The 12,769-nt window shown below is 22.0% G+C and carries 17 protein-coding genes and 1 pseudogene; 16 read left to right on the forward strand and 2 right to left on the reverse strand.

The features are described from left to right. Window positions 1-2: 2 nt before the first annotated feature. Window positions 3-1,178, reverse strand: coding sequence for a bifunctional phosphopantothenoylcysteine decarboxylase/phosphopantothenate--cysteine ligase CoaBC (gene coaBC, locus AAHM99_RS00995; RefSeq protein ID WP_342274936.1), 1,176 nt, complete (start codon window positions 1,176-1,178; stop codon window positions 3-5). Window positions 1,179-1,301: 123 nt separating this feature from the next. Here coaBC and rpsU point away from each other — a divergent pair, with 123 nt between their 5' ends. The 10 genes and pseudogenes from rpsU to AAHM99_RS01040 all read left to right on the forward strand — a co-directional run bounded on the left by rpsU (window position 1,302) and on the right by AAHM99_RS01040 (window position 7,313). Continuing rightward, on the forward strand, window positions 1,302-1,466 hold the full coding sequence (gene rpsU / locus AAHM99_RS01000) for a 30S ribosomal protein S21 (RefSeq protein ID WP_020834273.1): 165 nt from the start codon (window positions 1,302-1,304) through the stop codon (window positions 1,464-1,466). Between the two features lie 198 nt (window positions 1,467-1,664). Next, a complete protein-coding gene (locus tag AAHM99_RS01005; protein ID WP_342274937.1) occupies window positions 1,665-2,078 on the forward strand; it encodes a hypothetical protein in 414 nt (137 codons plus the stop codon). 108 nt (window positions 2,079-2,186) lie between these two features. Then, window positions 2,187-2,738: a Holliday junction ATP-dependent DNA helicase RuvA gene (locus tag AAHM99_RS01010; RefSeq protein ID WP_342274938.1), complete on the forward strand. Its 552-nt coding sequence runs from the start codon at window positions 2,187-2,189 to the stop codon at window positions 2,736-2,738. Then, complete coding sequence (locus AAHM99_RS01015) at window positions 2,728-3,126, forward strand: AAA family ATPase (RefSeq protein ID WP_342274939.1); 399 nt, start codon at window positions 2,728-2,730, stop codon at window positions 3,124-3,126. The genes AAHM99_RS01010 and AAHM99_RS01015 overlap by 11 nt, the downstream gene beginning before the upstream one ends. A 157-nt stretch (window positions 3,127-3,283) precedes the next feature. Next, window positions 3,284-3,379: pseudogene (locus AAHM99_RS05615) on the forward strand (Holliday junction branch migration DNA helicase RuvB); the annotation flags it as partial. Between the two features lie 54 nt (window positions 3,380-3,433). Further along, entirely contained in the window at window positions 3,434-3,670 is a 237-nt protein-coding gene (locus AAHM99_RS01020; protein ID WP_342274940.1) for a Holliday junction DNA helicase RuvB C-terminal domain-containing protein, read from the forward strand. A 189-nt stretch (window positions 3,671-3,859) separates the two neighbouring features. Next, on the forward strand, window positions 3,860-4,276 hold the full coding sequence (locus AAHM99_RS01025; RefSeq protein ID WP_342274941.1) for a hypothetical protein: 417 nt from the start codon (window positions 3,860-3,862) through the stop codon (window positions 4,274-4,276). Between the two features lie 98 nt (window positions 4,277-4,374). Then, window positions 4,375-4,872 carry a hypothetical protein gene (locus tag AAHM99_RS01030; RefSeq protein WP_339031013.1) on the forward strand — a complete coding sequence of 166 codons (498 nt, stop codon included), beginning with the start codon at window positions 4,375-4,377 and terminating at the stop codon, window positions 4,870-4,872. A 664-nt stretch (window positions 4,873-5,536) separates the two neighbouring features. Continuing rightward, on the forward strand, window positions 5,537-6,547 hold the full coding sequence (locus AAHM99_RS01035; RefSeq protein ID WP_342274942.1) for a lipoprotein: 1,011 nt from the start codon (window positions 5,537-5,539) through the stop codon (window positions 6,545-6,547). Next, window positions 6,519-7,313 carry a hypothetical protein gene (locus tag AAHM99_RS01040; RefSeq protein ID WP_339031010.1) on the forward strand — a complete coding sequence of 265 codons (795 nt, stop codon included), beginning with the start codon at window positions 6,519-6,521 and terminating at the stop codon, window positions 7,311-7,313. The genes AAHM99_RS01035 and AAHM99_RS01040 overlap by 29 nt, the downstream gene beginning before the upstream one ends. Before the next feature lie 12 nt (window positions 7,314-7,325). Here the strand turns inward: AAHM99_RS01040 and AAHM99_RS01045 are convergent, their stop codons facing one another. Continuing rightward, complete coding sequence (locus AAHM99_RS01045; protein WP_339031008.1) at window positions 7,326-8,159, reverse strand: hypothetical protein; 834 nt, start codon at window positions 8,157-8,159, stop codon at window positions 7,326-7,328. 90 nt (window positions 8,160-8,249) lie between these two features. Between AAHM99_RS01045 and AAHM99_RS01050 the strand changes: the two genes are divergently transcribed. From AAHM99_RS01050 to AAHM99_RS01075, 6 genes are all read left to right on the forward strand, one after another. After that, on the forward strand, window positions 8,250-9,185 hold the full coding sequence (locus AAHM99_RS01050; protein ID WP_342274943.1) for a hypothetical protein: 936 nt from the start codon (window positions 8,250-8,252) through the stop codon (window positions 9,183-9,185). 55 nt (window positions 9,186-9,240) lie between these two features. Next, window positions 9,241-9,825, forward strand: a complete 585-nt coding sequence (locus AAHM99_RS01055) for a YqeG family HAD IIIA-type phosphatase (protein WP_339031004.1) — start codon at window positions 9,241-9,243, stop codon at window positions 9,823-9,825. Further along, window positions 9,812-11,116, forward strand: a complete 1,305-nt coding sequence (gene yqeH / locus AAHM99_RS01060) for a ribosome biogenesis GTPase YqeH (RefSeq protein WP_342274944.1) — start codon at window positions 9,812-9,814, stop codon at window positions 11,114-11,116. The genes AAHM99_RS01055 and yqeH overlap by 14 nt, the downstream gene beginning before the upstream one ends. Before the next feature lie 98 nt (window positions 11,117-11,214). Further along, the gene (locus tag AAHM99_RS01065) at window positions 11,215-11,487 is read left to right on the forward strand and encodes a hypothetical protein (RefSeq protein WP_342274945.1); all 273 of its coding nucleotides are present in this window, start codon (window positions 11,215-11,217) and stop codon (window positions 11,485-11,487) included. A 74-nt stretch (window positions 11,488-11,561) separates the two neighbouring features. Further along, on the forward strand, window positions 11,562-11,858 hold the full coding sequence (locus tag AAHM99_RS01070) for a hypothetical protein (RefSeq protein ID WP_342274946.1): 297 nt from the start codon (window positions 11,562-11,564) through the stop codon (window positions 11,856-11,858). 173 nt (window positions 11,859-12,031) lie between these two features. After that, window positions 12,032-12,652 (forward strand): DDE-type integrase/transposase/recombinase, encoded by a 621-nt coding sequence (locus AAHM99_RS01075; RefSeq protein ID WP_342274947.1) that lies wholly within the window; start codon window positions 12,032-12,034, stop codon window positions 12,650-12,652. Window positions 12,653-12,769 lie beyond the last annotated feature (117 nt).

Consider the following 12,769-nt stretch of genomic DNA (forward strand, 5'->3'; position numbering starts at 1 on the left):
TTTTAAATATTATCATTAATTGTTTTTATAATATTAAAGGCAATTTCACTTTTTTTTGCCTTATTAAACTCAATAATTTTTTTGTTTTTTGTTAATAATATTTTAATCTCATTACTATTTGATTCCATAGCGCTTGCTAAATTTACTACTAACATATCAAGATTTTTTTCTTGTGCTTTTTTTCAAGCTTTCTCTAAATCAAAATCATTTGCTAAGGAAAAACCAACCAGGAATTGATTTTTTTTAACTTTTCCTAGTTCCTTTAAAACATCAATTGCGGGATTTAGGGTTAAATTTAAATCCTTGTTTGAAAGAGATCTTTTTTCTATTTTTTTATCAATATAATTTTCAACTTCAAAGTCATATAAAGCAGCTGCACAAATGACAATATCTGCTTTATCAAAGTTTTTTAACATTTGTTCTAACATTTCAGAGTTTGTTTTTACGTAAATATTATCATTATCTGAAATATTTGCCACTAATGTGTCACCAAAGACAGTTTTTAACTCTTTACAATTTGTTTTTAGGATTTTTTTTAATTCAGATCCCATTTTGCCACTACTTGCATTTGTAATATATCTAACTTTATCAATATAACTTCTAGTTTTACCAAAATTTAGTAGAACTGTTTTATTTGATAAGTTTTTAAAACTGTTTAGTTCGAAATCAATAACTTTTATTACTTCATCAGGTTCTAATGATCTACCAATTCCTTCATGACCACTTGCTAATTTACCATATTTTGGTTCAATTCACTTAACATTTCCACTAGACTCTAAAATATTCTTATTTTTCTCTAAAATAGGGTTTAAATACATATTTGAGTTCATACTTGGAAATAAAATTGTTTTGTAATTTGAAACAGAAAATATTAAACTAGCTAAATCATCAGCTATTCCATTGGCAATTTTACCAATATAGTTGTAAGAAGCAGGATAAACCACATTTAGAGTGCTTTGAAAGGCGATTTTTATATGCTCACCATAATGATGTGAGTCATAGAAATCTCTATCAAATATGTCCTCTAAATAGTCAATATCACCAAAATTTACAAACCTTTTAGAATTTTTAGTTATTATTAACTTAACTTCATATGTTTTTGTTAATAATTGATATAGTTTTAGAGATTTACTAGCAGCAATTCCTCCTGTAACTATTAAATTTATTTGTTTTTTCATGAATTTTTACCCATTTCTTTAAATATTATCTACTTTTTTATCATTTTTTTCACTTTTTTTGCAAAAAATATAGACACAAAGCAATTTACAATCTATAATTATTGTTGACTAGGAGTTGAAAAAATGGCAAGTGTTGTTGTACGCGAAGGTGAACCAATTGAAAAAGCACTAAAACGTTTTCAAAAAGTAGCTGCTTCAAATAAATCAGAAGCAAGAAAACGTGAATATCATTTAAGTAAAAAAGAAAAACGTATTTACAAACAAAAACAAAACAAAAAATTTGGTTAAATCAAATTTTTTTTTATTTTTTTGAAATTGGTTTTAAACTAATATTTGTAATTTCATCATATTCTTAAAATATTTTATAAATCTATATAAATTATTTTGTTAATTAAAATAATAATTATTTTATTTTTTATAACCTTAATAGAAGCAAATAAGATATAATTAAATGTAATAATAAAACTTTAAAGGAGAAATTGTGAAATGAAAAAGAAGGACAAAAAGGCATATTCAATTAACAATTTATATTCACTTGGATCATTAGAAAAACTTGAAAGTGGTAGAACTGTTGGTAAACCAGAAGCAGTAGTAAATAATCAAATTACAAAAATTGAATTATTAAGAAAGTCAAATAGTACGGGATCTTCTAAATTAGGTGATTTACCTGAAGAAATTAAAAAGGCAATTAAAAATAAAGCCAGAATTCATGAGATTTTAAATAATGGAAGAAACTATACTGTTGAAGATTTAAAAATAAAATTAGCAATGGAAAAGAGACCAATTGATAAAAAAAGAGCAAGTCAAATTAAAGAAGAAAGAATTGCATTCTTTAAAGAAAATATTGAAAAATTAGAACAAAATAAAAAAAGAAAAATAAAAATAGTATACGAAGAATAATATACTTATCTTGATAAAATTTAAATTATTATAAAAAATTATATTCAAAACAAAATTTGTTTTGTTTTTTTTATTTTATAGCGATTATGTAATAGGGGTGATACTTTAATGTATTATTTGGAAGGCACTATAACAGAACAAGATGAAAATTTTATTTTATTAAAAGTTAATAATATTGGCTATAAAGGTTACAAAATTTTTAATGAGAATTTACAACTAAACAAAATGCTTATTTTGTATGTTATAAATTATAAAAATGATTATTCTAATGATTTACTATTTTTTCAAAGTAAATCAATAAGAGATTTAGCAGATTTAATTCTAAATATTAAAAATATTGGAATAACAACTATTAAAAAAATATTTAAAAATTTAAATCATTTAGATTTCATTAAAATTTGCAAAGAGCAGGATATAAATTCTTTAAGTAGAGTTTGTAATTTATCTGAAAGTATTTCTAAAAAAGTCATCAGTGAAATAAGATTAAAATTATTTAATGAGAAATATAGTTTAAAACAAATGAATGTAATAAATTCTTTAAACAAACTTGGATATAAATTATCTGACATTTATAAAGCTATTCAAAATATTGATTTAAATTTAAGTGAAGAAATTCTTTTATCTAAAACAATTTTAAGTTTAAACAATTATGGAAAATAATGTTTTTAGACCAAATAGTTTAAAGGAATTTATTGGACAAACAAATATAATAAATAATTTAAATATATTTGTAAGGTCTGCTCAAAAAAGAAATAAAAATTTAGATCATATTCTTATTCATGGGTCATCTGGTTTAGGTAAAACAAGTTTAGCTTATTTAGTATCTAAAATAATAAATAAAAAAATTTATATTTTAAATGGTCAAAGTTTACAAAAACCAAGTGATATTATTTCACCATTGACATCTTTAAAAGAAAATGAAATTTTATTCATTGATGAGATTCATTCTGTTTCAAAAGAAGTTTTTGAAATTTTATATCCAGTGCTAGAAGATAATAAGTTAAACATAATTGTAGGTAAAGAATATAATCAAAAGTTGTTAATATAAAATTGCAAACTTTACTTTAGTTGGTGCAACAACAGAAATAAATAAATTAGCCGAACCATTTAAAAATAGATTTCCCATATTATTTCATTTTCAACATTATAGTGAAAATGAAATTGCAGATATAATTGAATTAAATTGTAAGAAGTTAGAAATAGATTTAAATAAAGAAGTAATAAATTATATTTCAAGGTTTTGTCAAAATACTCCAAGAGTTGCAATTAATCTTTTAAAAAGAATTTATGATTATATTATTACTTTAGATCTTAAAAATATTGATATAAAAATTATTAAAAGTATTTTTTTAAAATTGGAAATTTATAAATTTGGATTAACCAATCAAGAAATTTCTTATTTAAAACTTTTATATAAACATTCAGTATTAGGTATTGAAACCATTCAACAAGTAATGGGATTACAGCAACAAATAATTATAAAATTAATTGAACCAATTTTAATTAGAAACTTTTTAGTTGAGAAAACTTTTAAAGGAAGAAAAATAACTGAAAAAGCAATTCAATGATTAGAAAAAGAAATTTTAGTTTAAGTATTTATTTTTAATATTTAAAAAAAATATAAACAAGATATTTAAAATGCTAAAATTAAATTCATATTAAAAGGAGTTATCATGTTAAGACTTTCACGAACTTTATCAAACATTTCTATATATCTTATCCTTACTTTATTAATAAATGTAATGGTTATTTCTATTTTATTAATATCAATAAAACCTCTTATGGAAGGTAGCTATAAATATTTTTTAGATTTAGGAAAATGATTACAAACAAATTTAGATGCAAGCTTAAGTTTAATAAAAGGTATTGGTATTACAATTTTATTAGTAACTTTTATATCATTTATTATTTTAATTTTTATTTTAATTTTTATTAATTCGAGAAAATCAATATCTCAAAGATTTGGTTACATCTTTGGTTTATGTGCGAGTGGTGTAGGACTTATAATTTCAATTTTACCTGCAATAATTTTTGGAGTTTTTAAAAATGGTGATGAGCTTTCAATACTTTTGTCTTTAATATTTTTTTTATTAATGGGATTAAGTAATTCACTTTTATTAATAGGTTCATTATTTGGAATTTTATTTGCAAAAACTTATCTTGATAATTATGAAGATAAAAAAATAATTAAAGAATAAAATAATTTTATCAACTCGTTGATTTAGCAATTTTTTATATTTAATTTTAATAAAAAGTTAGTGTATAATATTGTTAATCGTATTTCAAAGGGGCTAGTATGGAAAAGAAAGTTTATAATTTAAAAAAATCAAGCTTAGGTAAAGTAACATTTCAAGAGGGTACATCATTTTGTATGATTCAAGGTAAAAGTGATAGTGGTGAAACTTTTAGAGAAATTTTAATTATTAAATCTTTAGAAGAATTAATAAGAACTTTTCCTAAATGATCATTAGAAATTATTTCTTCAAATATAAATGATATAGCTGAACTAAATAATAAAATTAAAGATTGATTAATTCAAAATTGAATGGAAACTGGAATTCTTTCTTTTAAAAGAGAATTATACGAAAACTCTGGTTTTGAAGAAATAAAAAATATGGATCCAATTGATTTTATTAATTCTGAACCTGAAATTCCTCAATTAATTTTAGTTAATATTGCAACTGGAAATACAAATGGTCATTTAAAAATACCAATAAATGATTTGGAAATATCAATAAGATATATAAAAAATATTTTAGCAATTAATTTCTGAGAAGATGGTGTTGTAAAATAATAATAGTAAATATATTAGATTAGTTCTCTAAGTATACAAAATGAATAGATATCATTAAAGTTTACAAGGAGTTTTTTTTTTTTTTTTATTAAAAAGTAAAGAGCTAAAATTTTAAAGACAAATAATAAATATAATTTAAAATAGTTAGAACTAATAAGTTTTTTACTTGAATAAAACAAAATCTTTATTCAAGTAAATTTTTTAAATTATTATATTGATAAAAATATTTTAATTAAAATGAATTATTTTATTAGTATGGTCTAATATATAAATTTTATTTGTGGTTTAATAAAAATTAAGAACTAATAAGTGATTTATTGACAGTCATTATATTCTTTTAAATTAAAATAGTGTATTAAAAAATAACTCACATACAAGGCGAGTCTAGACTTGGAGGAATGAAGATGTTCGCCATTATAAAAACTTATAAAATATCTTAAGTAGTAAAACTAGATTATTAAAGATTTACTAATATATTTTTAATCTAATAGAAGGTATAAGAGTTAAAATAAAAAATGAAACTAATTTTTTAAAAATACAATACATTTTATATAAAATCGTAAAAATATATAAATGGAAATTTATTTGCTTATACTTTGATAATTAAAATTAACTGAATATAAATTTCTTTTTTTATTTGTTATAATTTTAAAAGGTGATAAATTTGAAAAAAATAATTAATTTTTTTAGTGTTGTAACTTTGCTAAGTTCAACAACAGCTGCCGTTGTGGCTTGTGGAAACACTGAAAATAGTAATAGATTTTATGAAACTAACTATAATAAAGCATTTCAAACAGTTTTTAATAATCAGAATAACACTAAAATAAAGGAATTTTCTATGTTTCCTGATTTAGAAAAAAAACTTGAGATTCCAGAACCAGAAACTAAAATTGAAAAACAAGCGCAACTACTTAATTTAAATGGAAATGAATTAAAATTAAATTGTGATGAATTTATTTGTGATAGAGATAATACTTTTTTTGGTAATGAACTTAGTTCAGACGAATATGGTAATGTTGGAAATGATAATAATATAAAAGATAGAATAATGACACAATATGCCTTGGATGATTTGGCTCAATGATTTAATATAGAACCTAATGAAAAGGAAAATATTTTCTATGATTATTCAAATCTAGAGTTAAGTTTAGATTATTCAAAAAATATATATTTTTTTGGAAAGTATAGAAAAGAAGATAATTTAATTCTTTTATCTAAACAAAATAGTTTAGAAATAATTGATAAAAAGAAAGATAAAAAGATTAATACAGAATTTAATTTTTTTGATAAAGAATTTATTTTAAATGAAGAAATTATTAAAAATTTACTTTTAGCTGAATCAGTTAACATTGAAACTGAAGAAATCGTTGAAAAAGATACAGAAGAAAAAGAGATAAATAATATTTTAAAAATATCTTTTGAAGATGTTGATAAGACAAAAAAAATGGAAAAAATAAATATTGTAAAAAACTTATTTTATTATTATCAACAAGATTTAGAGTTTAAATTAAATAATAATGAAATAGAAGAAAAGGAATTAGAAAATAATCAAGAAGAATATGAATCAATTAACTTGAAAAGTTTTAATATAGATAATATAAAAATTGATAAAATTTCTATAGAAATTAATATAAAAGGGGAAGAAAATGAAGAAAATAATTTATATACTATCTAGTTTATTTATCATACCAACTTCCGCAATTATGAGTGTTTCATGTGATCCATTAATTTCTATTGCATCGAAAAGTTTTACGGGTTTTACAAATGACATAAATATATTTTTTAAAGATAATGAAACTATTAAATTATATAATCTTGAATATTTAGAATTCATAAATGATTCATGAGAGCACAATGGTTTTGAATCAAATTTATCTTCAAATAAAATAGCAAATAATAAAGTTGAATTAGATTTAGATAATCCAACTGAAGCTGAATTTATAAAGATATTAGCAGAAATTTATAATCCAAATATAATAGAAAATTCTTATGATTTTACAGGAATGACAATTATTGTAGAAAATATTTTTTTAAACTCAATAGTTGTTAAAAATGTTGATGGTGCTTATAGTACAAAAGTTGAATCAGATTTAGCTTTAACTATAAAAAAAGGATGAAAAGACCAGGGAAAAGTATTAGCATCCTTAACTAACTCAAATCCTTTAAATAAAAGTGAAACGTTTAATTTTATAAATAAAATAATTGATGGAATTAATTTCAGATTAAAAGTATTAGAGAAAAAGAATGAAAAAGGCGATTGAGACTATGAAATTGATGGTACATTAAATGAAGATCAAAAAAAAGCATTTATTTCTAAACTAACTTGATCAGCAAAAACAAAATTATCGTTAGATTTAACAGGTAAAATAACTTTTGAAAAAGATAGTAGTACTCAAGAAGAATTTATGATTATTGATGGATTTAGGTATAAATTCATTTAAAAAACAATGTCCTTAGACATTGTTTTTTTTAAACTCTTTACTATTATTAAAAATACAGCTAATTAATTCAATTTTTCCACGCAGTTCTTCACTAATCATGATTCCTTTATTAAATATAATAATCTTAGAGTTTTCATTAATATTTTCAACGGAAAGTCCTTCAATTTCGTTCTCTTCAATTTCTTGACCAATTATATTACCAAAGTAATGTTCAATAATTTCACTTGCTTCCTTTCTTTTTTGAAAGTCAGGATCATTTTCAACTATAACCATTTCTTCTTTATAAAAGTCACTTTGTTTTGGATTTTCAAGATTTCATTGTTTTAATTTTTTCAATGTTTTTTCTAAATTATTTTGAAGAATATACTCTAAATCTTCATATTCAATTTCATTAATTGAAGTATCTTCACCTAATTTATTAAGTAAAGTTTCAATAATTTTTAAAGATTTGTCTAGATTTTTAGTTATATTGTTTATTTGCATTTTCATTATCAATTCAGTTATTTTTTCTTGAATATTATTAGGATTTTTTTCTATTGTTTCTAATAATTCTGATTGGGCAGCATTACCAATACTTTTAAGATCTTCACTATTTTTGATATTTAAACTATATTTTTCAATAAACTCCTTGATATCACTATATTTGCTAATAGTTTCAATATCAGTTTTTACATTATTTAAAATATAAGATGTGACATTTAAATCAGGAGTAAAGTCTCCAAAACCTGGGTCATTTTCTTCTATAAAACCATTTCTAAAACTTTCAATTTTTTCAATTATAAAATTTTTGAATCATTTTACTGAAATTTCATCTAAATATTTTTTAAAATTATTTGAATTTTGCATTTATTTTCACCTTTATAAATATAATAACTTATATTTATCAAAATTATATACCTAAAAATATGATATTATCTTTTTAAAGTAGGTATTAAAATGAAAAGGAATTCAATAAAAATAATTGATGAGGGCTTCTTTTTACTTAATGAAAACCAAAACTTTAGATTTGACAGGGAAGGTTCTAAAAAGATTCTGGAAAACATTCAGTTTCCAATAATTGTTTTAGATACTGAGTTTTTTAATCATTCACATGATAATGGTGAAAATGAGAAAAAACTATACGATGACAATAATAAAGATTTAGTTTATGTCATACAGTATTCTTTTGCCAAATCTTTAAAAGAGATCTCAAATAGAGATAATAAAAAAGCAATTAAATCAATTACAATTAAAAGAAATTTTAATGATAAATCATATGATTTTTTTGATCAATATTCAAAAATGATTATTTCATTTTTGAATATGTGTCGAAATAAGGAAATAAGAACAATTGTTTGTGCTGGGGCAAGCAATGATGTAAAAATCATTAATAAATGAATTAATGATAATAAAAGATTATTTGCAAGAAAAACACTAAAAATGGCTTTTTATAATAAAGATAGTAAAGAATTAAATGCTAATTATTTTGATATTTATGATATTTTAGAGAATACTTTTTCATTTTCAAATACTAATAAATTAGGTGAAGAATTTTGAAAGCGTGAAAATCTACCTGCAGGAAAGCAAAGTGATGAAATGATTGCTTTAACAGGAACTAAAAAATTCTTTGATTGATTTGAAGATATTAATCAAAATATCTTCAAAGATGAAAAAGATGATATTTATACTATGTGTTGTAGTGCATACTCATTTTTTTCAAGATCAGTTAATAGAAAAATGGAATATGAAGAGTTTAAAGCAATGAATAAGAACATAAAAAGAGTAATTGACCATTGCTATAATGATGTCTTAAAAGTTTTGGAATTTTTATCTTTTGTATATGAATTTACACAAGTTCCTTATGCTAAAAATACTTATATTAAAAAAGATTAAGATTGATAAAACAATAAAATTGGTATAATTAAGTTAATAATGTGAGGTGTTTTTAATGTCAAATAAAAAATCTAGAAATTTATTATTGTTAAATTATTTTAAACCCTCTATCTATCTTGAAAGTTATGAAAAGATAAATTTGGACTCACTAAAAAATAGTGGAATAAAACTAATAATGTGTGATATGGATAATACATTAATTGGGTGAAATGAAAGAATTCCTTCACCAAATGTATTAAATTTTATTAAAAATGTTTATTCGCATAATATGGAATTTGTCTTATTTTCTAATAATATTAGAAGTAGGGTTGAAAATTTTGCAAAAAAAGCAGGGATTAAAAATTACTTTTGAGATTGTAAAAAACCACTTTTAGGTAAGATGAAATTAGTTAAAAAACTATTTAAATATAAAGAAGAAGAAATGATTATAATAGGTGATCAACTTGTTACAGATGTACTTGTTGCAAATAGAGCACATATTAAAAGTATCTTAGTATCACCTTTAAGCAGAAATAAAGAAGAAAGTAAAACAGTACAGTTTTTAGAAAAACATATTTTGAAGAAATTATCACAAAGGAATATCTTACATGAGGGATTCTATAATGAAGGAGAAATAGGAGGTAACTATGAAATTCTCTAATAATGAAAAATTAAATGAAATTGAAAAACAATTAGAAGATTTGGAAGATAAAGCCTTACAAATTAATGCTAATAGTGAAGAACCAGAATTAATTAAAATTAAACAAAGAAGTAAAGTTAGTTTAACAGAAGCTAAACCTGGTATTGGTAATACTACAAACTATCAATCACAAGGACCTAAAAAATGTATTGGTTGTGGAAAAGAGTTGCAAACTCTTGATAAAAGATTACCAGGATTTAGTTTAAATATTGAAAAACAAGATTTATGTTTAAGATGTTTTAAAATAAAGTACTACAATAAATTAGTAGAACAAGAAATAAATGATAAGGATTTTATTGATATTATTGATGAAATAAATCAAACTAAAAATAAAATTAGATATTATTATGTAGTTGATATGTTTGATTTACCTGGGAGTAGATTAACTTGATTAGAAAAATTAATATCAAAAAAGGAAGTTGTTATTTTAGTTAATAAAATTGACTTATTTCCAAAAGCAGTAAAAAAATTAAAAATTTTAAACTATGTTAAAAAATTCTTTGAAGATTCACCAATTTCTGGATCAAAAATTATCTTTACTTCATCTCTTAAAGCTGACTATATTTTTCCATTAGTAAATGAATTAAAATCAGTAGAATATGATCAATATATTGTTGGAATTTCAAATGCTGGTAAATCAAGTTTAATAAATGCTTGTTTAACATATAATAATCAAATTCCATCAATTGTTACTTCAAAATATGTTAATACAACTTTAGATAAAATTAAAATTAACTTTACAGAAAATAATTTTGTTTATGATACACCTGGTCTTGTAAAACACAATCATATAGCTATTGCAACTGCACCAAATTATTGAGATTTCTTCTTTTTTAAAAAAGAAATTAAACAAGTTACTTATCAGTTAAATGCTGGTCAGTCAATTTTTTATGGAGGACTTGCATGGTTTAGTTTTGTTGAAGGTCAAGCAATTAATGAAAAGAATCATAAACCAACTAAAACTAATTTTCACTTTTATATCAATAAACAAATGCCTTTACATAGAACAAAAAAAGTAAATGCTCAACAATACTTTAAAAAGAATCGTTATAATTTATCTCCAAGATTACTTTCAAGTGACAGTGATTTTGAAGTTCATACTTTTGTATACAATGACGAGAAAAAAATAGACTTACATATTTCAGGTTTGGGTTGAATAAACTTTAAGACTTATAAGGGTATGAAATTAGAAATAACTGTACCTAAAACAGAATATGGAATAAAAGTAAGTCAGTTAGAAGCATTGATTTAAAAAAAGTATATTATTGGAGTGAATTGAATAATAATTAAAAAAAGTTATTTACTTTTTTTTTTTTTTTTGCTAAATTTATTTTAAGGGGAATAAAATAAATGAAAAAAATAGTATTTATATTGTTATCAGTAACAGTAGTAATACCTTTTTTAGTATATACAGTTTCTTGTGGAAACAATAAGGTTAATTATGGTACAGATCTTTCAAAAATATCAGATTATAACTGGAAAAAAGAGGAACCATACTATGATAAAACTAAAAGGATATTACATGATATTCCTTCATCAGTGTCAGATGAAGAAATAGAACTAAAAATTAAAGAAAAAAATAGCTATTTAAATTATAAATATTTAAATACAGGTGTAGTGTAACCTTTTTTCGGACACATTTTAAAAATATTTTATATATTGATATAAAATATTTGTGAACGAAGAGAGGTTTTATTTTGACTAAGTATTCAATCAATCAAAAAATTGAATTAGTATTAAATTTTTACAAATCTAATTTGTTATTAGCACAGTATTCAAAAGCAGTAAGAATTGATAAATCAAGATTGAAAAACTGAATAAAAATTTATGACGAAAATGGAAGAAGTGGATTTAAAAAATCCTTTAAAGCCAATAATGAGGAGATTATAAATTTAAAAAGAGAGCTTAAAAAATCAAAAAGAGAGAGTGAAGACTTAAAATTAAGAGATGAAATGTTTAAAGAATTAAGAGAAATGATTGATAGAAAGAAGTAAATAAGTGAGAGTTAAATACATTTAAATCAAAAGTAGTTTATAACTTTACAATTAAATACCCAAATATTGCAATTAGAAGACTTTGTAGAATAATTGATTTAGCAAAAAGTACTTACTATGATTGATTATCAAAAGGTAAACCAAAAATTAAGGCAATTAATTGAGGTTTGGTTTTGAGAATTAATGATGTTTATAAAAATGAAGTTAAAATCTATGGTTCTAGAAGATTAATGAAGTTTTTAAAGTTAAAACCTAATAACTATAAAATACAAAAGAATAAATCAGTTACTCCAGAAAAAAATGGTAAGTATCCTAGATTATTTAAATATCAAACAGATTTGAAAAATTATGGAGATATTTTCTCTGTTGATATTACCGAGAAAATAATAGCAGGATGCAAACTATACACTTGCGCCTTTTATCATGTAAACACTAAAAAAGTTTATGGTTTGGTAACTAAAAATATTAAAGGTATGAAATTAGTATTAGAGTCATTTTTTAATATGGTTAATGAATTTGGAACATTTAAACCAAACTCAATTATTCACTCTGATAATGGCTCAGAATTTAAATCTTATCAATATCGCTTAGCTACAATGTGATTTGATTTTGGCTTAAGTATGTCTAGAATTGGTAGATCAACGGACAATGGATATATTGAAGGTTTTTGAAGTACTCTTAAAAGAGAAGCGATCAAGGAAGGTTATAAATACAATGTTGTAAATGAATATATTTATAATTTGAAAATGTATCAATATTTTTATAATAATAATAGAGTTAGTTATAAAATATAGGTGTCCGAAAAAAAGGAACAGTACAATATTTAAATACAGGTTTTAAAACAGCTTTAGAAGTTTTAAAACAAGCGCCAACTGGTGTACCATTAAATTCAAAATTTTTACCAAATGGTA

Source organism: Spiroplasma endosymbiont of Cantharis lateralis (assembly GCF_964030855.1).
In the GTDB taxonomy this organism is placed as follows: Bacteria; Bacillota_I; Bacilli_A; order Mycoplasmatales; family Mycoplasmataceae; genus Spiroplasma_A.